The sequence below is a fragment of the Streptosporangium sp. NPDC000239 genome, from assembly GCF_040300765.1.
Lineage (GTDB): Bacteria > Actinomycetota > Actinomycetes > Streptosporangiales > Streptosporangiaceae > Streptosporangium.
Genome location: NZ_JBEPEI010000007.1, coordinates 1 through 22,586, shown reverse-complemented (window position 1 = coordinate 22,586; position 22,586 = coordinate 1). Strand labels below are relative to the sequence as shown.

Sequence of the window (22,586 nt, the reverse complement as noted above, 5' to 3'; positions counted from 1 at the left end):
GGGTCCACTGCTGGGCGGCCGGCACGGTGGGAGGTGGCGGCCCCGGCAGACCCGTCGCCCATGCCGTCCCGGTGCTCCTGGTGAATGAGGTCACGCTTACCGTGACACAGGTCCCGGGCGAGCTCATGGCAGGACTCTCGAACGGTGAACTGCCGGACGGGTTCGAACACACCCGGTTCCCCCGGCGACCCCTGTTCACCACGGTGCGCGCCCACCACCCCGAGGCGACCGCCACCCTGCCACCGGAAACCCACCGGCAGGTGCTGCGAAGACGCATCCACGCCTTCGTCCAGCACAACCTCCACGATCCGGGCTACGCCCCGAGGTCATCGCCGCCGCCCACCAGATCTCCATCCGTCACCTGTACCAGCTCTTCCGGGACCAGGACCTGACCGTGGCCGCCTGGAACACTGCCACCGTGACCTGGCCGATCCCGCCCTGCGCTCCCAGCCGATCCATCTCATCGCCGCCCGCTGGGGCCTTACCGACAACGCTCGTTTCAGCCGCGCCTTCCGCGCCGCCTACGGCCTCTCCCCCGCTGAATACCGCTCGTCGGCGGACCCTGGCCTGCCGCTGGACGGTGCGAGGTTCGCCTGCTGTGTGAGATATCCCTCCCCCGTCGTCGTGGCGCCGGTGATCCGGGGAGGTGACCATGTGGTGATGACCTCCTCGCCCGGCTCGCCGCACGTCGGTGGCCGACCGGATCCGGCGGACGGGACCACCGTGCTCGGTGGAGAGCCCGCTCCCGCCCGCGGGTACCTGCTGGACAACGCGCGCGCCGAGGCGGGCGAGCGATTCGTCTGGCTGGCCGAGCTGTTCGACGGTGTGACGCGGGGGCACCTCGATCGGCTGGGGGTCGGGGCCGGTTCGCGCTGCTGGGAGGTGGGAGCCGGTGGCCGCAGTATCCCGGAGGCACTCGCGGCGGCCGTCGGTCCGGCCGGGTACGTGCTGGCCACGGACATCGACCCGTCGTGGCTGGAGGCGGGCGGCGGGTACGAGGTGCGCCGGCACGACGTCGCCGCTGATCCGCCCCCGGAGCCGGGGACGTTCGATCTGGTGCACGCCCGGCTCGTGCTGGTCCACGTACCCGACCGGGCTCGGGCGTTGGCCACGATGGTGGCGGCGCTGCGGCCCGGTGGCTGGCTGCTGGTCGAGGACGCCGACACCGCTCTGCAGCCACTGGCATGCCTGGACGACGACGGCCCGGCGCAGCGGCGGGCCAACCGGCTGCGCAACGCGGTCCGGGAGCTGCTGAAGCGCCGCGGCGCGGACCTGCGCTACGGACGGACACTGCCACGGGCACTGCGTGAGGCCGGCTTGGTGGATGTCGCCGCGGCGGGCTCCTTCCCGGTCGGCGGCCCGGCCTGCGACCGGCTGGAGGCGGCGACCATCAGGCACGTGCGCGGCGAACTGCTCGCGGCCGGCCTGGCCGATGACGCCGAGATCGACGCGCACCTGGCCGCCGTCCACGCGGGCGAACTCGACCTGACGCTCGCACCGCTGATCTCGGCCTGGGGGCGCCGTCCAGCCGAGCACCCGCCGGCACTCGGTTAGGTCCTGTTCCGAAGTCCGGCGGCAGGCCCGTGATCAGCGGTTCTCCCGGATGATCGTCCGTCCGAGCGTTCCTACCGCGTCTGGCCCAACGGGCCAAGACCTCAGAGGCCATGGCTCATCATGCACGAGGCCGTAAGACCTGGATCCGTTGGATCTCCGCCGCTTGCTCCGGCCCTGGTAGAGGTTGGAGGGCGGCGAAACGGTGTGTCGGGATGGCGCCGACGTTTGCCGTGGGCGGAGCCGAGGGGCCTGGATTGGGGGATGGCCGCTGCGGCACTCCTGAACCATAATCGGGACGGCACAGTCAGCCGCTGTTCACGGTCGGCGGGGCCGAACGCTCATCTCCCGTGCTTGCACCTCAAGGCGCCAATCGGTGACGAGGAGGCCGATGTGGCACGACGAAGGCGAAACCGGCACACCCGAGCAGCGGCCCTGGCGGCCGGTGTCCTTCTCCTGGCGGCGCCCGCCGTCACAGCCGGCGCCGCGACAGGCGACGGTGCGGCACCTGGCGGCGCGGGCAGCCGGACGGCACCGGGCGACATCGCCGAGTGGGTGGTGGACATGGACGCCACCAGGTTGCGTGAACTACTGGCGAGCGGTCAGGTCACCTCGGTCCGGTTGGTCAAGGCATACCAGGCACGCGTCGACGCCTACGAGCAGGCGTACGCCGACCAGCCCGGTGTCAACGCGGTCATCCGCATGGACCCGACGGCGATCGCCGACGCCGCCCGGCTCGACGCCGAACGCCGGCTGGGGCGCGTCCGCGGCCCGCTGCACGGCATCCCGATCCTGGTCAAGGACAACTACGACACAGGAGACCTGCCCACGTCCAACGGTTCGCTGGCGCTGAGGAACTGGCGTCCCGCCGACGACGCCGAACAGGTCGCGCGGCTACGCGCGGCCGGCGCGATCGTCGTCGCCAAGACCAACCTGCACGAGTTCGCCTCCGGCATCGAGACCATCAGCTCGCTCGGCGGGCAGACCCGCAACCCCTACGACCAGACTCGTAACCCGGGTGGTTCCAGCGGCGGCACGGGCGCCGGCGTCGCCGCCGGCTTCGGCGCGGCCGGCCTGGGCTCGGACACCTGCGGCTCCATCCGCAGCCCGGCGGCGCACAACAGCCTGGTCGGCCTGCGGCCGAGCCAGGGCCTGTCCAGCCGTGACGGCATCGCGCCTCTCTCCGACACGCAGGACGTCGGCGGCCCCATCGCCAAGTCGGTCAGCGACATCGCACTGATCCTGGACGCCACCGCCGGATACGACCCGGACGACCCGTCCACCAAGGCGTCCATCGGACGGATCCCCCGCACCTACACCGCCACCCTGGACGACACCGCCCTGGTCGGCGCACGCATCGGCGTGTTCACCGACTACCTGAGTACGTCGGGGCCCGCGCAGGTCACGACGGCGCTGGTCCGGGCGGCCGCCGGGGACATGGCCTCGCAGGGTGCGACCGTCGTCGATCTGCCGGCCCAACCCGCGCTGATTTCGGCGGTGGACGGCTCCAGCGTGTTCACCGACGAGACCGAACGCGATCTCAATCGCTACCTGGCGGCGCCGGGCACACGGTTCCCCCGTTCACTGGCCCGGCTGGAGCCACCGGCCGACATCGTGACCCTGGCCGACATCGTCGCCTCCGGCCAGGTCACGCCCACGGTCCTGAAGCGGCTCAAGGAACGGCTGGGCACCTCGACCGGCCCGCAGGACGCCTACCGCCAACGGCTGGCCCGGCGCGCGCAGGCGCAACAGCTGCTCCACAAGCTGTTCGAGGACAACGACCTGGACGCACTGGTCTACCCGGCGGTCTCACAGCAGGCCGCGCCGATCGGGAGGCCTCAGGAGGGGCTCAGGGTCTGCGCCCTCGCCGCCAACACCGGGTTCCCCGCCCTGACGATCCCGGCCGGCTTCACACCCGACGGCATGCCGGTGGGAGTCGAACTACTGGGACGGCCGTTCAGCGAACCGGCACTGCTGGGACTCGGGTTCGACTACGAGCAGGCCACGCGTCACCGCCGCCCACCGGCGAGCACCCCGCCCCTGAACCGGCTCCGCCTCATGTCGCCCCGGACTCCGGCCGGGACGGACGGCGAATCGGTGCCGGATCCGGCCCGCGGGTGACGGGCGGCGTCAAGGGGCGGCCGGGGCCGACGGGAGAGGGCCCAGATCGCGGATGATCCCGGCCAGTGCCCGGATGGGCTCGCTCTCCGCCTCACTTCGCCACACCAGCGCGTACGGCAGCGGCCCCATGTCGGTGACCGGCAGGTAGGTGATGTCCGGCCGTACCCAGTAGCGAGTCATGTGGGAGGGGAAGAGCACGACGATCTCGGCCATGCTGGCGAGGGTGATGGCCTCTTCCGTGTCCTGCACCACGGGGCCGCGCTCGATGGTGCGGCCGCGGCGGGTCTCGCGCGGAATGTAGGCGTCGTACCAGTAGCCGGGCCGGGTGTCGGACTGCGGATGCTGGAAGTCGGCGGCGATCTCCAGTGAGACCGACGTGCGCCGAGCGAGCTCGTGGCCGGTGGAGACGGCCAGCACCCGGGGTTCGGCGAACAGGACGGGTCCTACGGTGAGGTCCGGCTCGTCGACGGGCAGCCAGGTGATCAGGGCGTCGATGTCCCCACGGCGCAGTATGGCGAAGGCGTCGCTGAACTGGGATTTCTGGACGCGCAGTCTCCACTGTGGGTGCCGGAGGCGAAAGACGTCCCAGTAGGGGCGCAGGTCGTAGGCGTTGGCGGGCAGCATGCCGACGCGCAGGGTGCCGGTGATGCCCCGGCCGGCGAGCTGGGCGCGCTCCACGCTGTCCTTCAGCCCGGCGTAGAGAGGCCGGAGGTCGTCGCGGAGCTGCTGTCCGACCGGCGTCAGCCGTACCGTGCGGTTGGTGCGTTCGAACAGCGGGGCGCCGATCTGCCGCTCCTGCTTCTGGACCGCCTGGGTGACGCGGGCGGGTGACAGGCACAGCCGGGCGGCGGTGCGACCGAAGTGCAGCTCCTCGGCCAGGGTCAGGAAGATCTCGATGTCACGCAGTTCCACGCCTGGCCTGCCCCGTTTACTCCCACTGAACGTGATCTTTCACCATTCATCGTTGTTCTGGGTGCTAACCGTACTTGATTCTCAAATCGCACGATCTATTCGTTCGATGGAGCAAGTAATGGACGTCCTCATTTCCGGTGCCGGCATCGCCGGGCCCGCCCTGGCGTACTGGCTGCGCCACCACGGGTTCACCCCCACCGTGGTGGAGCGGGCCTCGCAGGTACGCACGGGCGGGAACGCGATGGGCTTCCGCGGTGAGGCGCTGGACGTGCTGGACCGCATGGCCCTGCTGGAGCAGGTCCACGCACTGAACACGCATCCGGGCGACGCGGCGGGTAAGGGCCGCGACGGCGGCCCGTACACCGCCACACCCACGATGATCTTCGAATACCACCTGGAGATCCTCAGAGGTGACCTGATCGGCCTGCTGTACGAGGCCACCCGCCGGGAGGTGGAGTACGTCCTCGGCGACTCGATCGCCGCCTTGGAGCAGGACGCCGACGGCGTGCGGGTCACCTTCGAACGCGGCCGGCCGCGCCGGTTCGACCTGGTGGCCGGCGCCGACGGGCTGCACTCCCGGACCCGCTCCCAGGTCTTCGGGCCGAGGGAGCGGTTCGTCCGGCACCTGGGCCTCTACACGGTGGCCTTCGGCCTACCCGGTCGGCGCTACCCGCGCGGCACCGGCCCGCTCCACAGCGTTCCGGGCAAGACGGCCGACCTCCTCAGCGCCCGCGACGACGGCGAAGGGCGCGTGGCGCTCCACTTCGCCTCCGGACCGCTGACCTACGACCACGACGACGTCGCGCAGCACAAACGCATCGTGGCCGAGCGGTTCGCCGGTGAGGGCGAGCGGATCCCGCACCTGCTGGAGGAGATGAACAGGGCGGAGGACTTCTTCTTCGACGCCAACGCCCAGGTGGAGATGGACCGCTGGTCCTCCGGCCGGGTGGTGCTCCTCGGGGACGCCGGCTACTGCGCGGCTCCGGCCTCGGGCCACGGCGCTTCGCAGGCGCTGATCGGCGCCTACGTCCTGGCCGGTGAACTGGCCGTCGCGGGCGGCGACCACACGATGGCGTTCGCCGCCTACGAGCGGGAGATGCGTGGCCTCGTCGCCGAGCATCAGCAGCTGGGGCGTGAAGGGGCCGACCGGTTCTTCCTGGGCTCCCCCATTCGGGAGGCGCCCGATATGACCGCCACGGAGGTGACCCTCGCGCGCATCGTCAGGTTGAAGAACTACGTCTCCGGCCCCGCCGTGACGTGACCGCGGCCCATGGAGACCATGACGGGCCGGGAGCCCGCCGGACCCTCGCGCGCGCCACCGGCCGGGCCGGTGCCGTACCAGCGGCCACGTCAGGACGGCAGCGGCCCGGTACCACAGCGTCCGGCGACGGTGGACGCCGTGAACGGTCGTCCGAGTTCCACAAGGTCAACAAATTGTCAGGAGTTTCATGATGGAACACAGCAACGACGGCTTCTCCGCGGCGGGACTGCGCAGGTTGCGCGGGGTGCTGGCGAGGCACGTCGATTCGGGGAGGATCCCCGGCCTGGTCGCCCTGGTCAGCCGCGGCGGTCAGACACACGTCGAGACGTTCGGGACCATGCGGCATGACGGTGGCGCGCCGATGCGCCGGGACACGATCTTCCGGATGGCCTCCACCTCCAAGCCGCTGTCGATGGCGGCGGCGATGGTGTTGCTGGACGAGTGCCGGCTGCGGCTGGACGACGTGGTGGACGCGTGGCTGCCGGAACTGGCCGGCCCACGGGTGCTGACGCGCCCCGACGCCCCGCTGGACGACACCGTGCCGGCACGTCGGCCGATCACCGTACGGGACGTGCTGACCTCCACGTTCGGGCTCGGCATGGACATGACGTCGCTGGGCACGCCGATCATGAACGAGATCTTCGCCCGGGGGCTCACGCCCAACCTGTCGGAGCCGATGTCCGGACCTGACGAGTGGATACGCCGCCTGGGCGAGCTTCCGCTGCAGTACCAGCCCGGCGAGCGCTGGCAGTACCAGATCAGCAACGACCTGGTCGGAGTACTGGTGGCCAGGGTCACCGGCCAGTCGTTCGAGGAGTTCCTGCGCGAGCGCGTCTTCGAGCCCCTCGGTATGAAGGACACCGGCTTTCACGTGCCCGCCGACCAGATCGACCGGCTGCCCACCCTGTACGCCCCCGACCCGGCCACCGGCGAGTTCCTCGCCTGGGACGAGCCCAAGGACGGACGATGGAGCCGGCCTCCGGCGTTCCAGAGCGGCGGAGGCGGCCTGGTCTCCACCGCCGACGACTACCACGCCTACTTCCAGATGCTGCTCAATGGCGGCACCCACCGGGGCAACCGGATCCTGTCGCGGGCCGCGGTCGAGCTGATGACCACCAACCGGCTCACGCCCGAGCAACAGGCCACCCGGCACGCCATGGCCACCGGCAACGTGCACATCTCCTTCGGCCAGGGACAGCAGGGCGGCTGGGGCCTGGGCATGGCGGTGCGCACCTACCGCGGTGACCACACCCCGATCGGCCAGTTCGGCTGGGACGGCGGCAGCGGCACCTCGGCCTACGCCGACCCGGTCAACCGGCTCACCGGCATCCTGCTGTGCCAGCTCGGCTACACCGTCCCCAGCCCGGCGCACCTGATGAGCGACTTCTGGACCACCCTCTACCAGGCCCTCGACGACTGAGGAAGGAGCGAGTGCCATGCGTGTCTGGTTCATCACGGGTGCGTCCAGGGGACGGGGCAGGGCGTTCGCGGAGGCGGCGCTGAGCAGGGGAGATCGCGTCGGCGCATGACCCGTTGCGGGCGAAACTGGCCGAGATGCGGGGCGACGAGGCGGGGCCCGCTCCGAGCACGGCCGCGCCGGTCGTCATGCGACTTGTGGACCTGCCCGACCCGCCCCTGCGGCTGATCGTCGACGGCCGGTCCTTCGACCTGGTCAACCAGATGAACCAGGCCAGGGCCGAGGAGTACCGCGCCTGGGAACACCGCAGCCGCCTGGCTCCCGGCTGACAACCACATCCCGGTCCGGCTACGGACGAACGCGTCACGGCGCGACAACGACACGAATCGAGAGGTCATCGATGGCGAAGCACTACGACACCACCCGGCTCGCAGAAGAAGACCCGCGAGAAGAACGGCCGACGGAGGACGCCGAAGTGATCATCATGGGGGCCGGCGGTCACGGCGGCAAGCAGCGCCTGGTCAAGGAAACCGTCCAGGAGTCCGGGGTGAACGTGCCGCACCTGGTCACCGAAGCCGCCCTGGCGCGCCCGCGCGACCAGGAACACCCGTCCACGGTCGACCGGAGCGTCCTGGCCCGGCAGCTTTCCGCACTGTTGCGCGAACCGGACCAGGCGGACGACGACGTCGACCGGCTCGCCGCCCGCGCCGAGGCACCCCCGGCCGCTTCGGTGCAGGCGCAGGTGACGCTGCGGGTTCCAGGTGAGACCGACCGACGGCGCGCCCCCGGCGCCCGCCCCGGCCCGGAGTCCGTCAAGTCTTCCCCCGCACCACGGTCCGCCGTCGTACGGCCCGCTCGGACGTCTCACCGCCGGGGCCGGTGACGACGTCGTTCTGGGCCGGGGCCGGTCACGGCGACACGCGCCGGTGCGCGGATACAGGACGTGGCCCCGCCCGCCGTCACCGAGGAAGGCGAGCGGGGCGTGGACACCGCGTTCGGGCACGGCCGGGATCAGTGAGTCGCCGCGCCGGGCGAGCCGTTCCGTCCGGCACGGCACCTCGTCCAGTTCGGCACTGACGCCCACCGGGACGCGTTCCAGCCCCAGGCGTCCCAGGGCGCCCTGGCCCACTGTGGCCTCGGACGTGCTCGACGTGTAGGTGCCGACGTATCAGGAGGAGCCCGGCGAAGGCGCGGTCCGATCGGGTACCGGCGGTCCGGGCAGTTCGACATCGCCGAAGGTCGTGGAGCACCCAGCCCACGACCTCGACGTACACGGGATTCCGGTGAGGAACGTGTCGTGAGTCCAAACGGCCATGCTCGATCCTGGCCGGGCCGGCCTTCGCAAGGCCGTACACGCTCCACGATCAGGAAAAGACGGGCTGGTGGCCCGGGATCACCGTCATCCGGTCGGCGTGCGTTTCCGGTGGCGGATCGAGGCCGCCTTTCCTTGCTGATCGGGGGTTCCCTGGGGGACACACCCCCTTCATAGCAGCAAGTATTCGTATGATGACAGTCAGTGATACAGGTGTGACGCACCGCCAGTGACCAGGTTTCACCGCATCTGTTGAACGCCTCGAACATGCAGCTTGGCTGTGGCGTCCCCTCCAGGCCGAAAGGTGAATCATGATCCCGCGCCTGGTACTCCCGCAGGGGTCTCCTTTGACCAGGCGATATCAGGCGGCGGCACGCGATCAACGCTGCGTGGTGTTCACCGGTATCCCCGGGGTGGGGAAATCGCTGATGCTGCAGCAGTTCGCCATCGTCGCCTCGCGGGAAGGCCGCACGGTGCACCTGCTGCAGTGGGACGTCGTACGGGGGGCGTTCGAGGGACATCCGGCGGGGGCCCGCTACCCGGAGGTGGATGGCGTCACCCACGCGGCCGTCCGTAGGGCCGTCGGCCTGTGGGCTCGCCGGGCCGTGAGCGAGTGGGACCGCCGGCATCCGGGAGGCGAGCACCTCCTGGCGGTGGAGGCACCCCTGATCGGTGACCGTCTGGCGAGCCTGGCAAGGGTGCGAAACGACGAGGCCGAAGCCCTGCTGGGAGGGACGAGCAGCACCTTCTTCGTGCCGGCTCCTTCGGATGAGGTGCGGCGCGCGATCGAAAGCAGCCGTATCCGCGAGGCTCGTACGCCACGACACGAACGCGAACGGGCGAACGCGGCTCCCCCGCTGCTGGAACTACTGTGGCAGGACGTCGTCCGCCTGGGTGTCCGGTTCGGCCTGGCGGAGCAGGAGTGGACGGGGCGCGGCTACCAGCGGGACCTGTACGTGTCCGTCTACCGCCGGCTCCTGCGCGACCGCACCGCGGTGGTGCTTGAAATCGACGATGTGCTGCCCGTGACGGGGTCGCCCTACGCGTTCGACACCGTGCCCGTAGAGATCCTTCCCTCGCATCGGGACGTCGACGACTTCCTCACGGTCGTGGGCTCCCTTCCGAACGGTCGGCTGCGGCAAGAGGCCGAACAATGGTACGGGGACGTAGAAGAAGGGGGATGATCCGGCGGAGGAGAAAGCGCCGCGCCCTTCACCTGCGCTTCGGTCTCTCGCGGTAGCCGAGCGGGAAGCACGGGCGGTCAAGAGGCCCGGCGCTCAAGTCGGTGTCACCGGCTCAAGCGCCGGCCGAGGGACGGCCGGGTGCGTGTGGCACCACACCGACACCCGTGCCTCCGTGCCTGTTCGACGGCGTCGGCCGCCGCACGGTCCGGCGATGTCACCAGCTGCGCTCGGTCGCACCGGCGCATCCGGCCGCCCCTTCTCCGTTCCGAACCGTCGGTCAGTCTCAGTCGTCGTCTTCGTCGCGGTAGGAGATGCCGCCCTCCGGGCGGTTGGGGTCGAGGCTGCCGAAGGTCGTGACGGCGAACGCGCCGGCCTCCGCCACCAGTGGCGACTCGTACACCTTCACCGGCTCCGTACGCGTGTCCTGCATCTGATCCACCTCCTTTCCTGAACAGTCGACGACACCATTACGGCTAACAGACCGCGCGAATAGGGCTTGGGTCGGAGGGCACAAGTGGCTACGCGCCTCGGCTGTCGATCATCATCATGACCAGGCTTGACCTACGCTGAGCCGATGACCGACAACGGCGCACCCACGAGAAGCTCGGGCGCTGAAGAGCCTGGCGTTGACGCGAGGCTGCCCGCGACCGTGCGTATCGCCGGGGTCGTGTTGAGAAGGATGGAGAGCCCTCCATCGCTGGCCTGCTGGACCGGTTACTTCCCGGAGCCGAAAGGCGCGGTCGAGACCGGGATGAGTCTGGTGGTCGAACCGGCCGCCCCGCCGGAAGAGGCCACCCTCCATTTCGCTCACGACGTCGTGAGCCATTTCGATGTCTTCGTCGACCAAGCTCTGGAGTACTGCCGCACCCGACTCCGGGAATCGCACTTCGAGCTCACAACCGAGGAACTGAGCTGGCTCGACCTTCCGGAGTTGCCACTGGCAGTCCCCGAAGCGACCGTGTGGGCCGACCGAACCTGGGCAATCCGTTTCACGGAGAGCAGGCTCCGGCTGGCGGACCCCTACGGAATCCTCGTGACGTTCGACGGAAGGCAGCCTGTCGACGTTGAGGGCCTCGACGACGAGCGATGAACCACTCGACGCGCCATCGGGCGTGTGTTCACGGGTGGCGGTTGGGCCGGTTGTCCCAGCGGTGGGTTGTCCAGGCCCGGCGGATCAGGCTGCGTACGGTGATAACGGTGTCGGCGAGATCGAAGAACGCGTTAATGACCGTTGCGTGGTGTTCGTGGCAGCGGGCGAGGCGCTGGAAGGCGTTCTGCCAGGCATGGGTACGCTCCACATGCCACCTGTCGCTTGCCTGGACCGGTGCCTTCTCGCCCTTGCGCGCGATCCGGCCGTCCGGGCCACGTTCGGCAAGCAGGGCGCGGGTCTTGCCGGAGTCGTAGCCGGAGTCCAGGCGCCTTGGCGATGCAGCCGTCCACAGCAATCCGGTCCAGGACCAGGCCGACGATCCGGTCGTAGGACTCCAGCGCGATCCGCTTGAACTGCGCGAAGGCGCCCAGAGGTATCCACTCGCCACGACGGCTGCGGATCGTCGTGGCCGAGCACGTCGCATCCGCGATCGCCTCGCAGGGACAGCCGAAACGCAGCAGCTTGTCGAAGACGACCCGGTCACCGACACGCCTGCGATGACAGCCCGACGGATGACCCGGGTGGAACTCCGGCCGCATTGGCAACAGGTCCGCGAACTGCCCAACTCTCCCTATCCGCTGAGACCCCCTTCGATCTCAGCGAGCCGCCCGCCCCCCGGGAGCGAGAAGCCAGAAGAAGACTCAGCGGATAAGGCCAGCTCGACTCTCGCGCGGAAGGTGTCCTTTGCTCGCCGAGTGACTGATGTTGCAGAAGTGACACCATCCTGTCGATGCGGATAGTAGTTGACCGATCACTGTAAGGAAATCCTTGGGGTCGGACACACCCCCAAGAGCCACTTCGCCGAGGCTCTTCATCCCGGGCGCACCCAGCCCCGACCCTCAAGGACGTGAGCATGTCCCGAACCCTCACCAGGTTCCTGCCCGTCGGCGCCGTCGCCGCGCTGCTCGTTCTCGGAGCCCTGGCCCTGCCCGCCGCGGCTACCGCCGACCCCGACGACGACGGGCCCGACACCGCCCAGATCGAGGCCGACGCCCGGGCCCGTGGCATCGGCTGTCAGGGCCGCGACGGCAGAACCAAGCCCATCGGCACCGTGCGCGAGACCAACACCGCCAGCGGAATGCGCGTGCGCCAGCGCTGCGGCGCCGGCCTCTACGGCGGCATCGACTGGATCGACACCCAGGTCCTGGACTGGGGCCGACACTGACCGGCCAGTGAAACCAGCCCTGCCCGGGCTTGCGCTACGGCGCACCGCAAGCCTGGGCGGGGCTTTTCGCATCCAAGGAACGAGCAAGGCGAGGAGGCATCTCCTCGACACCGGCGGGCGTCGAAAAAGGGCCGGGTGGGCACGGACAAAGTCGTGCTGCCGCTGGGTGTTCTGCTTGTCGGTGCCGACCCGGACCAGGCCGATGAGCGCCGTCGCGCACCACGCCTTCGTTCACGACCCTCTCCTACGGAGCTCGTGAACGGTGGTGCGGAACAGCTGAAGACGAACGGCGGAAGGAACGTCCGGAGCGGACACGACGCACGGAGATCCTCCTTCGGCCGGGTGCTCCTGGTTGCGTTCGCCAAACGCCGCCCGCAAGGCTCTTCCGTCGTCTTCTGGGCGTTACTCGAAACGCGAAGGCCTGCCCGGCCAGGATCGAGCACGGCCGTTTGGACTCGCGACACGTTCCTCACCGGCACCCCTACGCCCCCGGCGGGAGGGGCCGTGGTCCAACGCGGGGAGGTGGGCGTTGACGATATTCGGCGCGCGGCGCAGCCCGGCCTTCGTGTGGGCCTTGTGGTCGCGGTTGCGGGCGTCGATGAGCGGGTCGCCGTCGAGGTCGCCGGCCTCCAGCCAGGCGGGGAAGGCCCGGACCCGGGAGTCGTGGGCGCGGCAGGTGTCACCGTTCGCAGTTGGTTTCTTCGCGTACCCGCCCAGATCGGTCAACGGCGCACCCGATAGCGCAGGTGAAGCACCCGGTTGCCCTGAATCACCACGTCAGGGTCCTCCAGCAGGTGCTGCGCGTGGACCGACCCGAAGTAACGCTTGCCGGACCCGAACACGACGGGTACGACGTCCATGCGCACCTCGTCGATCAGGCCCGCGGCAAGCACCTGGCCCCCGACGTCGCCGGCGGCGACCTCGACCACGCGGTCACCCGCAAGCTCCTGCGCCTTGGCCATGGCTGCCTCGACGCCGTCGACGAAGTGAAACGGCGCCTCGGGGTCCCAGCCCTCGGGCATCGGCCGGTGCGACACGACGACCACGTGGTCGATGCCGCCCGGAGGCTTCCCGTCCCAGCCGTCCGTCAGGTCGAAGACGTGGCGGCCGACGATCGTGACTCCGATCTGGTCCCAGTACGGCCGGGTGTGGTCGTAGGACGTCTGCGACACCTGCAGCTCGCCGCTTTCATCCAACGGGACGTCACCGCTGGACAACCAGTCGAACAGCGGTCCGGGCTGGTCGTTCTCATCCGCGACGAAGCCGTCCACCGACACCGAGCCGTACATGACCACCTTGCCCATCGGGCTCTCCTCTGCTTTGGGGTGCCCCAAATTAGCGTGTCATGGGCCGTCGCTCTTGTAAGAAATCAATCGGCCGGCAGCGGCCAACCGTCCAGCGTGTGGCCGGGATGTTCGCGCAGGAACCGCCGCCGGACTTCGACGTAACGGGTCGGCGTGAGCCCGGTGAACGCCCGGAACTCGTGACCGAAGTGGGCCTGGTCGAAGTAGCCTGCGCCACCGGCGAGGTCGCCCCAATCGATCGGCCCGGCGGGGTCGATCGCGAACACGGTGGCGGCGAAGCGGTAGGTGCGGGCCAGCCGCTTCGGCGTGACGCCGATGAGCCTCTTGAACCTCTGTGCCAGATGAGTGCTGCTGACACCGGCTGCCACGCTCAGGTCGCCGATCGCCACCGCCCCGCCGGTAGCCGCAATGACGCTGCTCGTATGGCGGACCAGCCCCAGACCGGCGGTCTCGCACAGCCGTCGCGTCAGCTCCTTCTCAAGCAGCGTCAGCATCTCGTGCGGTCCGTTCGCCGTGGCCAGCCGGTCGCGCAGCTCAGCGATGGCGGGCCGACCCCAAACCTGTTCCACCGTCACCGGCCGGTCACACAGCTCGGCTGCGGGCATCGGCAGGAACGGTGCCAGCCCCCACGGCTTGAAGTGCACGCCGACGGATCGGGTCCGAAGTGGGTAGCCGAACTCCAACGCGCGGGTGGGTGTGGTGACCACGCAGCCGTCGGCGTACTCGGCCGTTTCGATGTCGGTGCCGGCGCGGATGCGGAACGGCGCCCCGAGGTTGACGATGAGCAACGCCGCCGGCATCGGCGGCAGCGTCAGTCGGGCGTACGGCGGTGCGCCCTCCAGGTAGTAAAGGTCGTCGATCAGCCCGTCCAGCGGCGGTCGCGGCACTCTGGACACGTACTCCACGCCCACAGTATCGCCGATGCCCGCCGGCATCGAGCGCTGGGCGCAGCCGGCCGAGGCCGGGATCAGCCGGACTGCCGGTGCCAGCGGTGCAGCAGGGCGGGGAGTTCGCCAAGCAGGAACTCGTAGAAGGCGCGCATCTGCGTCAGGCGCCGCCGGGCGGGATCGTCCTCATCGGTGGCGGAGATGCCGGCCGACGCGGCCTGGAGCATGGCCTGGATCACGGTGTTCTGGCTGGTGAACAGGGTGGCCCAGGCATCGTCGCGGAGCCGGTAGTGCTCGCGGCGGCTGCCGGGCGAGGGCAGGCGTTCGATCAGGCCGACCGTCGTCAGGGATTTGATCGCGCCGGACACCGAACCGGCGCTGGCCTCCAACTGGTCGGCGATCTCGCCGGCGGTGATGCTCTCCTGGTCGGTGAACAGGAAGGCTGCCAAGGTGCGCGCGGCCATGCGCTGTAATCCACCTTCGGTCAGGGTGAGGGCCAGTCGTTCCGCCGCCTGCCGCTGCTCATACCGGTCGTTCACGTGTTCGCCTCCTTGGGAGAAACAGAGTACCGAAAGCTACGGATATTCAGAAATTTCTGAAACTTCGGTATTGTTCTCTCATCGACCTCTCGTGAGGGGTTCGATGGTGTGCCGGGAAGCCTGGTCGGCGGCGTGATCTCTCATCAGCGACGAGACAAGAAGGTAACCGGCCATGACCCTGTTCAGCCGTTCGTACGGCGTGCGCTCCGCCCTACGCCGTCCAGCCCGCGTCCGGCGTAACGTGGGGATCCCGGCCGCCGGGCTGGCCGTGCGGCTGCTGGCCGGCCCGTGGCCCCATGGCGGCAGGCTCCACGCCCGCGAAGGACAATCGCGCCATCGAGGCCAGAGCCGACGTGCCGACCTTCACCGCCTCACCCCTCACCGAGGACGTCCAGGCCATCGGCCCGGTCCCCGTCCGGCCGCCCCAGCGCTCGGACGACCCGCACGTCGACCACTTCACCCGCGTCTGCGACGTTGACCCGCGGGCCGGTCGGTCAACGTGTGCGACGGCCGCATCCGCCCGCGGAGCCGGGTGACATCCGGACCGCCGACATCACCCTGTGGCCGACGGCCCACACCGCTTCCCGCGCGGCCACCGCATCCGGCTGCAGGCCTCCAGCGGCGCCCACCCGCGCTTCGGCCGCGGCCCCGGAACCGGCGAACCCCGCGCGCGCCCGGGAGCGAGCCGCCTCTTCGGAACACGGGATCCTCCATGACCGCCGCAACCCGTCAGCCCTCTGGCTGCCACTCACTTCAGGAGCATCGTGAAGCTACTCGTACTCGGCGGCACCCACCACGTCGGCCGCGCCGTCGTCGAAACCGCGCTGGAGCGCGGCGACGAGGTGACCACCCTCAACCGCGGGCTCAGCCGCGACCCCGCCCCCGGAGTCCGCGCCCTGATCGCCGACCGCACGGATTCCGAGTCCGTACGGCAGGCACTCGGCGACACCGAATGGGACGCGGTCATCGACACCTGGGCCTGGGCTCCCAGGGAGGTGCGAGAGGCCGCCCGCCTGCTGGCGCACAGGACAGGACACTACGGATACGTCTCCAGCCGTGGCGTGCACCGCTGGCCCTGGCTCTCCGGCGCCGACGAGTCGGCGCCCCTGGTCGACGGCGACCCCGGCAGTACCGACGACGCCGACTACGCCGCCGCCAAGCGCGGCGGCGAACTCGCCGTCCTGGAATCCTTCGCGGGGCGCGCGTTACTGGCCAGAGCCGGGATGATCCTCGGCCCGTACGAGGACGTCGGCCGCGTCCCGTGGTGGCTGCGCCGCCTGGAGAAGGGCGGCCGGGTCCTGGCCCCCTCCCCCGCCGACGCGCCCCTGCAGTACCTCGACGCCCGCGACCTGGCCACCTGGATGCTCTCCTGCGCCGAACGCGGTCTCAGCGGCGCCTTCACCGTGACCGGTCCACCCGGCGCGACCACCCTCGGCGAACTCCTCACCACGGCCCTGGAGGTCACCGGCTTCGACACCGAACTGGTGTGGGCCGAGCCGGATCTCCTCCGGAGGTACGGCCTGCCGCTTGGCATGGAGTTCGGGCTACGCCTGCCCGACGGCGGTGTCCCGAGCGGCATGCACGACGCCGACGTCAGCGCCGCCCTCACCGAAGGCCTCACCACGCGCCCGCTGCGCGCGACCCTGGCCGACACCTGGGCCTGGCTCCAGGCCGAAGGCGACCCCACACCCCGCACGGACGCGCCCTCTCCCGACACCTGGCTGGACGCCGCCGCCGAACAACGCCTGCTCGACCAGCTCTCCCGCTAAGGACAACCGACTTTCATGCGTGCCGTCATCATCGGAGCCGGTATCGCCGGCCTGGCCACCGCCCTGCGCCTGCACCAGATCGGCTGGGACACCCTCATCGTCGAACGCGCCCCGGCCCGCCGCGGCGGCGGCTACGCCGTCACCTTCGGCGGCATCGGCTACGACGCCGCCGAACGCCTCGGCATCCTGGACGACCTGCGAGCCAAGGCGTTCGACACCACCGAACTCATCTACCACAAGAGGGACGGATCCCGCCGCTTCGCCCTCGACCGCGCCACCATCGCCGCCACCACGGGCCCGCGCTCGATCACCATCCTGCGCGGCGACCTCGAATCCGTCCTGTACGAGAAGGTCCACGACCGGACCGAGATCCGCTTCGGCACGACCATCACCGCCGTCGACCAGGACGACCACGCCGTCCGCGTCGCCCTGGACGACGGCAGCACCGAGGAGGCCGACCTGCTGATCGGCGCCGACGGCCTGCACTCGGCCACCCGTGCCCTGTTGTTCGGGCCGGAGGAGGACTTCCTGCTCGACCTGGGGCACAAGGTCGCCGTCTTCATGCTGGACCGGCGGCCCGCCGGTATCGCACCCGGCGCGACCGGCACCCTGTCGTCCAACGGCCGTACCGCGGCGGTCATCAGTGTCGGCGACGGCCGCAACGTCGCCTTCTTCGGCTACCGCGCCGACCACGCCCGTCCCGGCGAGGACGTCGCCACCCAGCTGGGACGCGTCTACGGCGACCTCGGCTGGGTCATCCCCGAAACGCTCGCCGGGCTGGCTCGGGCCGACTCGGTCTATTTCGACACCATCAGCCAGGTCGTGGCACCGACCTGGAGCAGAGGCAGGGTGGTGCTGCTCGGCGACGCCGCCTGGTGTGTCACCCTGTTCGCCGGGTACGGCTCCTCACTGGCCGTCGGAGGCGCCGACCGCCTGGGCACCGAACTGGCCGCCCACCCAGGAGACGTCTCCGCCGCGCTGACCGCGTGGGAGGCCGCCATCCGGCCCGAAGCCGAACGCAAACAGAGGCTCGGCCGCCGCGTCAAAGGCGTCTACGCCCCCGCCAGCCCGCTGCTGCTGTGGCTGAGCCTGCTCCCGCTGAGGCTGGCCTCCCTGCCTCCGGTACGCCGGTACATGACGCGCCGCTTCATCAAGGGCTGAGGGCCGTGAACACCTGGCCGGGTCGGCGGCCAGGTGTTACATTCCAGGCGTCTACAGGAACGCGCCCCACGGTGGGGCGCGAACGTCGGTGAGCCGGGAAGCCTGGTCGGCCCGCGATCTTTCGGTCGTGGAGCTAGGAGGCTGTTCCCGATGCGCCCGACCGCACCCCTTCTCGCATGCGGCACCGCCGCCGGTGTCCTCGTCCCAGTGTTGCTCCTGCTCGACGGCGCCACCCGGCCCGGCTACAGCCTCTGGCATCACGGCGCCAGCCAGCTCGGCACCGGCGAGCGGGGCTGGCTGCAAACGGCCGACTTCGTGATCGGCGGGCTCCTGCTGTTCGCCTTCGCCGCCGGGATGCGCCGTGCTCTTCCTGCCGGCCGGGCCGCGGTCTGGGCGCCGTTCCTTGTGGCCGCCGCCGCTCTGGCGATGGTCGTGGCGGGGGTCGTGCCCACTGATCCCGCCCTCGGCTACCCGCCCGGCCTGTCTGAGGTGATCACCACCGCGGGCCGCATTCACGGGCTGGCCGGTCTGGTGCTGTTCGCCGCTCTGGCGGCCACGCCGTTGGTGCTGGCCCGAGGCCCACACGCCGGTGGTCGAGGCTGGGCGCTCTACTCGCGCTGGTCAGGTGCGCTGGTCATCGCCTTCGCCGTCGCCGCAGGCGTCGCCTTCCGCCTGGACCTTCAGGGCGTGGTCCGGCCCGCACCCGCCGGGCTGCTCGAACACGCCGCCCTGCTGGTCGGCTTCACCTGGATCGTCACCGCCGCAGCCCACCTGCGCCGCCGTTACACCCGTGCGGAGGCGTGAGGTGGAGACCGCGTTGGAAACCTGCCCGGCCGTTACAGCCCACAGGCCCTGGTCGGTTCGTCGCCCTGTTCACCCTGGTGAACAGGCCTCCGCCAAGGTCACCGCCGACGCTGACCCCGCAGCTCGCCGAGCCACCCGCTGGCTCGTCGGCCTCGTCTTCCTGTCGCCGCCGGCCGTTCCGATCCTCCTCGCGGGCCGACTAGGGACCCGCTGAAACGATCAGCGGGAGCAGCGCACCGTAGAGGACGAGCAGGAGGACCGACTCCCGACGGCTGAGCCTGCTGCCCCGGGCGAGCAGGCCCCAGCTGATTCCGCTGATGCCGACCATGGCCACGACCAGCGCCGGAGCCACAGCGGACGGCACACCGCCGGAGGAGAAGGCGACCACCGCTCCTCCCACCAGACTGTTGACCAGATTGCTGCCCAGCAGGTTGCCGATGACCAGGTCACCGTCGCCACGTCGTTGCGCCTGGACCGAGGTGACCAGTTCGGGCAGCGAGGTGCCGAGCGCCACCAGGGTGAACCCTACGACCTGGGAGGACACTCCAGCCCGGATGGCGAGCTCGGAGACGTTGGCGACGAGCAACTGCGCCCCCAGCAGTGTTCCGCCCAACCCGACGATCGTCCGGGCTGCCTCGACCACCAGGCGGGGCCGTATCGCGGCCCCGAGGTGATCCGTGGTCTCGGCGACCAGGGCGTCTCGCGGGTCCGCACGGGCGAACCTCAGGAGCATGACCACCGAGGCGACCATCGCCAGGGTGAGAAGGACGCCCGTCACCGGGCCGAGGCCGTACGTCAGGGCCACCGCGAACGCCGTCACCGCGGCCAGGGACAACGGAGCCTCACGCCGCAGGATCGACGACCGTACGGCGAGTGCGGCCGTCAGCCCGCCGACGCCGAGGATCAGCGTCATGTTGACGATGTTGGAGCCGACCAGGCTCGCGGCGGCCAGATCCGTGTGTCCCCGGGCGGCCGCCGTGGCGGCCACGACCAGCTCCGGGGCACTGGTGCCGAATCCGATGACCACGACGCCGACGATGACCGGCTGGACACCGAGCCGCCCGGCCAGCCGTCCGGCGCCGATGACCAGATGGTCGGCGGCCAGCGCGAGCACAACGAGACCGATCACACTGAGGATGGCGAGTACGAGCATTCGTTCCGCCTTTCCAGGGATGAAAGTGACATCGAAGGTGGAGCCGTCAGAAGGGGCTGTGGCGAACCGGGGCCGCTGTGACCGCTCCCGGCCACAGGGCGTCCCCGGGTTGCCGACGGCGCGGCGAACCCGCAGGGACCCGGCCTGCCCGCGACCGGCGCGGACCGGTCAGCCGCCCGTCAGATCTCGCCGCCGGAAACCGGCCAGACCCGCCAGGACCAGCGCCGCGGCGACCACGACCAGCCAGGCGAGAGGGCCGAACGTCGCCTCGCCTCCGGGAACCCGCGGCAGATGGGCGAAGGGCGACAGGTCCTGGATCCGTTCGTCGATCCCGAGTAACCTGCCCAGCTGGCCGAGCAGGACGAACGCCCCCAGCACCGCCCACGCGAGGCTGGTCAGCCGGGGCACGAACCCGAACAACAGCACCGCGACCCCGGCCATCACCCACACTGCGGGCGCCTGCGCCAGCGCCGCACCGGTGATACGAAGGGCCTGACCCGCGGGATCACCGACACGAATACCGTGTGCGAGACCGGCGGCCAGCCCCGCCACGGCGAGGACCGTCGTGGCGCCCCCAAGTGCCCACACCAGATGACCGGCCGGCCACCGCCAGCGGGACACGGCCGCCGCCAGGACCGGTTCGGCGCGCGCCGCGACCTCCTCGGCCCGTGGCCGCAACGCGGCCTGCACCGCGTAACCCGCGGCCACCATGCCCAGCAGGCTCATCACGGTGGCGAGGAAGGCGTCGACAACGGCCCCCGCGCCGCCGAACCCCGCCATCAGGGCGGCGAGCTGCGGATTGTCGTCCACGATGTCGCCCACGCTCAGGGCCAGCGCGCCGAACACCGCTCCCACGACGGCGAACGCGATCACCCAGCCCAGCAGCACGCCTCGGTGCAGTCTCCAGGCCAGGGCCGTCGGGCCGCTCAGACGTGGTGCCGCCGTCGCGGGCCCCCGCCTGGACGACAGCAGACCCGTTCCGACATCACGACGCCCGGCCAGCAGGTGGGCGACGGCCGACAGAGCTGCCGCGGCCACGGCGAACAGGGCGAACACCGTCCATCGCTCGTCGGCGAAGGCCCGCACCCGCTGCGCCCAGCCGAGGGGGGACAGCCAGGACAGCGTGTCACCGTCGGCCGCGTCTCCCGCCGCCCGCAGGAGGAAGGCCAGACCGAGTGCGGCGAGGGCGATGGCGTTGGCGGCGCGGGCCGTCTCGGTCAGTTGCGCGGTCAGCGCCGCGACGCCGGTGAACACCCAGCCCGTCCCCGCCACCGACAGGCCGAAGGCCAGCGCCCCGGAGACGGGCAGTCCCCGCGTGGCCAGACCGAGCGCGCTGAGCAGGGCGACGGCGAGGTTCGCCGCACCGGCCACGAGTACGGCGGCCGCCGGAAGCGCGTGACGGCCGACCGTCCCGGCGCCGATCAGCTCGGCTCGGCCGGTCTCCTCCTCGGCGCGGGTGTGCCGGGTGACGAACAGGACGCTCAACAGGCTGGTGAGGACGGCGGCGACGCCGGTCACCCGCCAGGCGGTCAGACCTCCGGCGGAGGACGGATCGAAGATCGGTCCGGTGAGCGCACGCAGAGCCGGGTTGGCGCCGATGGCGAGCCCCAGCGCGAGCCTCTCCCCCATGGTCGGGTACAGCTCGACGATCGCCGAAGCGGTGGCCGTCACCAGCCCGGGGATGACGACGACCCAGATGGGCAGTCGCAGCCGATCGCGGCGGAGGGCGAGCCGAACCAGTGTGCCGGTGCCGGTGAGGGCGCTCATGCCGCGTTCACCCGGTAGTGCCGCAGGAACAGCTCCTCCAGGGACGGCGGCCGGCAGGCGAGGCTTCGCACGCCCGCTTCGCTGAGCAGCCGCAGGACGCCGTCGAGCCCGTCGGGGTCGACCTCGAACCGCACATGCGGGCCGTCGACGACCAGGTCGTGCACGCCGGGGAGCGCGGCCAGCCCGTCCGGTGTACGGGCGAGTTCGGCGGTGACGGACGTGCGGCTCAGGTGGCGCAGCTGGGTCAGCGTCCCGCTCTCGACGACCCTGCCCTCACGGACGATGGTCACCCGGTCGCACAGTGCCTCGACCTCCGACAGGATGTGGCTGGACAGCAGTACGGTACGGCCGTTGTCCCGCTCTTCGGCTACGCAGTCGCGGAACACCGCCTCCATGAGCGGGTCGAGACCGGAGGTGGGTTCGTCCAGCAACAGCAGTTCGACGTTGGAGGCCAGCGCGGCGACGAGGGCGACCTTCTGCCGGTTCCCCTTGGAGTAGGCGCCGCCCTTCTTCGTCGGGTCGAGGTCGAAGCGCTCCAGCAGCTCCGCCCTGCGCCGCAGGTCGAGCCCGCCGCGTAGCCGCCCGAGCAGGTCGATGGCCTCCCCGCCGGACAGCGTCGGCCAGAGCACGACATCGCCCGGCACGTAGGCCAGCCGCCGGTGCAGTTCGACGGCGTCACGCCACGGGTGTCCGCCGAGGAGTTCGGCGTGACCGGAGTCGGCGCGCATCAACCCCAGCAGGACGCGCAGGGCCGTGGTCTTACCGGCCCCGTTCGGGCCGAGGAAGCCGTGCACCTCGCCCGTTCGCACACTGAGGTTCAGGCCGTTCAACGCGTGGACGCCGCCGAAACGCTTGGTCAGGTCACTGATGAGCACGGCAGGGCTGCCCGGCATGGGCGCCTCCTCGAAGCCGGTCCGATATGACGTTGCCGACCAGACTTCCCGGCGCTCCGACGTTGACGGTAACAGCGGCGAGGAGCGTTGACCAGAGCCTTTTCGCGGGAGTTCGTACCCTTTCAGGGCAGGCCGGTGAAGCGCTCGATCTGCTTGGTCTTGCCGGAGACGATGATGACGTCGCCGTAGGCCAGCACGGTCTCGGCGGTGGCGTAGGTGAACTCCTCCCCCGGAGG

At 70.5% G+C, this 22,586-nt stretch carries 23 protein-coding genes and 2 pseudogenes; 15 read left to right on the top strand and 10 right to left on the bottom strand.

Features of this window, described 5'->3' with window-relative positions; all coding sequences use genetic code 11:
- Positions 1 to 125: 125 nt before the first annotated feature.
- The 4 genes and pseudogenes from ABT340_RS19160 (at position 126) to ABT340_RS19145 (ending at position 3,672) form a co-directional block, all read left to right on the top strand.
- On the top strand, positions 126 to 392 hold the full coding sequence (locus tag ABT340_RS19160) for a hypothetical protein (RefSeq protein WP_352012429.1): 267 nt from the start codon (positions 126 to 128) through the stop codon (positions 390 to 392).
- Positions 307 to 492, top strand: a pseudogene (locus ABT340_RS19155) (hypothetical protein); the annotation flags it as partial. The gene ABT340_RS19160 and the pseudogene ABT340_RS19155, both read left to right, overlap by 86 nt.
- Positions 493 to 600: 108 nt before the next feature.
- Positions 601 to 1,554 carry a methyltransferase domain-containing protein gene (locus ABT340_RS19150; RefSeq protein ID WP_352012421.1) on the top strand — a complete coding sequence of 318 codons (954 nt, stop codon included), beginning with the start codon at positions 601 to 603 and terminating at the stop codon, positions 1,552 to 1,554.
- A 390-nt stretch (positions 1,555 to 1,944) separates the two neighbouring features.
- Positions 1,945 to 3,672 carry an amidase gene (locus ABT340_RS19145; protein WP_352012104.1) on the top strand — a complete coding sequence of 576 codons (1,728 nt, stop codon included), beginning with the start codon at positions 1,945 to 1,947 and terminating at the stop codon, positions 3,670 to 3,672.
- 9 nt (positions 3,673 to 3,681) lie between these two features.
- Here the strand turns inward: ABT340_RS19145 and ABT340_RS19140 are convergent, their stop codons facing one another.
- Positions 3,682 to 4,584, bottom strand: a complete 903-nt coding sequence (locus ABT340_RS19140; protein ID WP_352012103.1) for a LysR family transcriptional regulator — start codon at positions 4,582 to 4,584, stop codon at positions 3,682 to 3,684.
- A gap of 118 nt (positions 4,585 to 4,702) precedes the next feature.
- Between ABT340_RS19140 and ABT340_RS19135 the strand changes: the two genes are divergently transcribed.
- The 5 genes from ABT340_RS19135 (at position 4,703) to ABT340_RS19115 (ending at position 9,758) form a co-directional block, all read left to right on the top strand.
- Positions 4,703 to 5,845, top strand: coding sequence for an FAD-dependent monooxygenase (locus ABT340_RS19135; RefSeq protein WP_352012102.1), 1,143 nt, complete (start codon positions 4,703 to 4,705; stop codon positions 5,843 to 5,845).
- 187 nt (positions 5,846 to 6,032) lie between these two features.
- Positions 6,033 to 7,265, top strand: coding sequence for a serine hydrolase domain-containing protein (locus tag ABT340_RS19130; protein ID WP_352012101.1), 1,233 nt, complete (start codon positions 6,033 to 6,035; stop codon positions 7,263 to 7,265).
- A 113-nt stretch (positions 7,266 to 7,378) separates the two neighbouring features.
- Positions 7,379 to 7,591, top strand: a complete 213-nt coding sequence (locus ABT340_RS19125; RefSeq protein ID WP_352012100.1) for an SDR family oxidoreductase — start codon at positions 7,379 to 7,381, stop codon at positions 7,589 to 7,591.
- Between the two features lie 71 nt (positions 7,592 to 7,662).
- Complete coding sequence (locus ABT340_RS19120) at positions 7,663 to 8,145, top strand: hypothetical protein (RefSeq protein ID WP_352012099.1); 483 nt, start codon at positions 7,663 to 7,665, stop codon at positions 8,143 to 8,145.
- Between the two features lie 857 nt (positions 8,146 to 9,002).
- Entirely contained in the window at positions 9,003 to 9,758 is a 756-nt protein-coding gene (locus ABT340_RS19115) for a hypothetical protein (protein WP_352012098.1), read from the top strand.
- 283 nt (positions 9,759 to 10,041) lie between these two features.
- Here ABT340_RS19115 and ABT340_RS19110 read toward each other — a convergent pair whose 3' ends face one another.
- Positions 10,042 to 10,197, bottom strand: a complete 156-nt coding sequence (locus ABT340_RS19110; protein ID WP_352012097.1) for a hypothetical protein — start codon at positions 10,195 to 10,197, stop codon at positions 10,042 to 10,044.
- A gap of 135 nt (positions 10,198 to 10,332) precedes the next feature.
- Between ABT340_RS19110 and ABT340_RS19105 the strand changes: the two genes are divergently transcribed.
- Positions 10,333 to 10,848, top strand: coding sequence for a hypothetical protein (locus ABT340_RS19105; protein WP_352012096.1), 516 nt, complete (start codon positions 10,333 to 10,335; stop codon positions 10,846 to 10,848).
- 28 nt (positions 10,849 to 10,876) lie between these two features.
- Here ABT340_RS19105 and ABT340_RS19100 read toward each other — a convergent pair.
- A pseudogene (locus ABT340_RS19100) lies at positions 10,877 to 11,483 on the bottom strand (transposase family protein).
- Positions 11,484 to 11,761: 278 nt separating this feature from the next.
- Here ABT340_RS19100 and ABT340_RS19095 point away from each other — a divergent pair.
- On the top strand, positions 11,762 to 12,073 hold the full coding sequence (locus tag ABT340_RS19095; protein WP_352012095.1) for a hypothetical protein: 312 nt from the start codon (positions 11,762 to 11,764) through the stop codon (positions 12,071 to 12,073).
- Positions 12,074 to 12,475: 402 nt separating this feature from the next.
- Here ABT340_RS19095 and ABT340_RS19090 read toward each other — a convergent pair whose 3' ends face one another.
- The 4 genes from ABT340_RS19090 to ABT340_RS19075 all read right to left on the bottom strand — a co-directional run bounded on the left by ABT340_RS19090 (position 12,476) and on the right by ABT340_RS19075 (position 14,803).
- Positions 12,476 to 12,799, bottom strand: a complete 324-nt coding sequence (locus tag ABT340_RS19090) for a hypothetical protein (RefSeq protein ID WP_352012094.1) — start codon at positions 12,797 to 12,799, stop codon at positions 12,476 to 12,478.
- Positions 12,796 to 13,377: a dihydrofolate reductase family protein gene (locus ABT340_RS19085; RefSeq protein ID WP_352012093.1), complete on the bottom strand. Its 582-nt coding sequence runs from the start codon at positions 13,375 to 13,377 to the stop codon at positions 12,796 to 12,798. The genes ABT340_RS19090 and ABT340_RS19085 overlap by 4 nt, the downstream gene beginning before the upstream one ends.
- Positions 13,378 to 13,442: 65 nt before the next feature.
- Positions 13,443 to 14,282: a helix-turn-helix domain-containing protein gene (locus ABT340_RS19080; protein WP_352012092.1), complete on the bottom strand. Its 840-nt coding sequence runs from the start codon at positions 14,280 to 14,282 to the stop codon at positions 13,443 to 13,445.
- 62 nt (positions 14,283 to 14,344) lie between these two features.
- Positions 14,345 to 14,803 (bottom strand): GbsR/MarR family transcriptional regulator, encoded by a 459-nt coding sequence (locus tag ABT340_RS19075; protein ID WP_352012091.1) that lies wholly within the window; start codon positions 14,801 to 14,803, stop codon positions 14,345 to 14,347.
- 296 nt (positions 14,804 to 15,099) lie between these two features.
- On the opposite strand from ABT340_RS19075, the gene ABT340_RS19070 reads away from it, so the two are divergent.
- The 4 genes from ABT340_RS19070 to ABT340_RS19055 all read left to right on the top strand — a co-directional run bounded on the left by ABT340_RS19070 (position 15,100) and on the right by ABT340_RS19055 (position 18,537).
- On the top strand, positions 15,100 to 15,339 hold the full coding sequence (locus ABT340_RS19070; RefSeq protein WP_352012090.1) for a hypothetical protein: 240 nt from the start codon (positions 15,100 to 15,102) through the stop codon (positions 15,337 to 15,339).
- Between the two features lie 228 nt (positions 15,340 to 15,567).
- Complete coding sequence (locus ABT340_RS19065) at positions 15,568 to 16,572, top strand: NAD-dependent epimerase/dehydratase family protein (protein ID WP_352012089.1); 1,005 nt, start codon at positions 15,568 to 15,570, stop codon at positions 16,570 to 16,572.
- A gap of 15 nt (positions 16,573 to 16,587) precedes the next feature.
- Positions 16,588 to 17,733: an FAD-dependent oxidoreductase gene (locus tag ABT340_RS19060; RefSeq protein ID WP_352012088.1), complete on the top strand. Its 1,146-nt coding sequence runs from the start codon at positions 16,588 to 16,590 to the stop codon at positions 17,731 to 17,733.
- Positions 17,734 to 17,883: 150 nt separating this feature from the next.
- Positions 17,884 to 18,537, top strand: a complete 654-nt coding sequence (locus ABT340_RS19055) for a DUF998 domain-containing protein (protein ID WP_352012087.1) — start codon at positions 17,884 to 17,886, stop codon at positions 18,535 to 18,537.
- A gap of 199 nt (positions 18,538 to 18,736) precedes the next feature.
- On the opposite strand, the gene ABT340_RS19050 is transcribed toward ABT340_RS19055, so the two are convergent.
- The 3 genes from ABT340_RS19050 to ABT340_RS19040 all read right to left on the bottom strand — a co-directional run bounded on the left by ABT340_RS19050 (position 18,737) and on the right by ABT340_RS19040 (position 22,350).
- Positions 18,737 to 19,690: a sodium:calcium antiporter gene (locus tag ABT340_RS19050; RefSeq protein ID WP_352012086.1), complete on the bottom strand. Its 954-nt coding sequence runs from the start codon at positions 19,688 to 19,690 to the stop codon at positions 18,737 to 18,739.
- A 168-nt stretch (positions 19,691 to 19,858) separates the two neighbouring features.
- A complete protein-coding gene (locus ABT340_RS19045; RefSeq protein WP_352012085.1) occupies positions 19,859 to 21,457 on the bottom strand; it encodes an ABC transporter permease in 1,599 nt (532 codons plus the stop codon).
- Entirely contained in the window at positions 21,454 to 22,350 is an 897-nt protein-coding gene (locus ABT340_RS19040) for an ABC transporter ATP-binding protein (protein ID WP_352012084.1), read from the bottom strand. Before ABT340_RS19040 ends, ABT340_RS19045 begins: the two co-directional genes overlap by 4 nt.
- Positions 22,351 to 22,586 lie beyond the last annotated feature (236 nt).

Bases quoted from the DNA above. Each gene is read 5' to 3' on its own strand.
- ABT340_RS19160 (WP_352012429.1), top strand. From the start codon at position 126: ATGGCAGGACTCTCGAACGGTGAACTGCCGGACGGGTTCGAACACACC.
- ABT340_RS19135 (WP_352012102.1), top strand. From the start codon at position 4,703: ATGGACGTCCTCATTTCCGGTGCCGGCATCGCCGGGCCCGCCCTGGCG.
- ABT340_RS19130 (WP_352012101.1), top strand. From the start codon at position 6,033: ATGATGGAACACAGCAACGACGGCTTCTCCGCGGCGGGACTGCGCAGG.
- ABT340_RS19120 (WP_352012099.1), top strand. From the start codon at position 7,663: ATGGCGAAGCACTACGACACCACCCGGCTCGCAGAAGAAGACCCGCGA.
- ABT340_RS19115 (WP_352012098.1), top strand. From the start codon at position 9,003: ATGCTGCAGCAGTTCGCCATCGTCGCCTCGCGGGAAGGCCGCACGGTG.
- ABT340_RS19105 (WP_352012096.1), top strand. From the start codon at position 10,333: ATGACCGACAACGGCGCACCCACGAGAAGCTCGGGCGCTGAAGAGCCT.
- ABT340_RS19095 (WP_352012095.1), top strand. From the start codon at position 11,762: ATGTCCCGAACCCTCACCAGGTTCCTGCCCGTCGGCGCCGTCGCCGCG.
- ABT340_RS19085 (WP_352012093.1), bottom strand. From the start codon at position 13,377: ATGGGCAAGGTGGTCATGTACGGCTCGGTGTCGGTGGACGGCTTCGTC.
- ABT340_RS19070 (WP_352012090.1), top strand. From the start codon at position 15,100: ATGGCGGCAGGCTCCACGCCCGCGAAGGACAATCGCGCCATCGAGGCC.
- ABT340_RS19060 (WP_352012088.1), top strand. From the start codon at position 16,588: ATGCGTGCCGTCATCATCGGAGCCGGTATCGCCGGCCTGGCCACCGCC.
- ABT340_RS19055 (WP_352012087.1), top strand. From the start codon at position 17,884: ATGCGCCCGACCGCACCCCTTCTCGCATGCGGCACCGCCGCCGGTGTC.
- ABT340_RS19050 (WP_352012086.1), bottom strand. From the start codon at position 19,690: ATGCTCGTACTCGCCATCCTCAGTGTGATCGGTCTCGTTGTGCTCGCG.
- ABT340_RS19045 (WP_352012085.1), bottom strand. From the start codon at position 21,457: ATGAGCGCCCTCACCGGCACCGGCACACTGGTTCGGCTCGCCCTCCGC.
- ABT340_RS19040 (WP_352012084.1), bottom strand. From the start codon at position 22,350: ATGCCGGGCAGCCCTGCCGTGCTCATCAGTGACCTGACCAAGCGTTTC.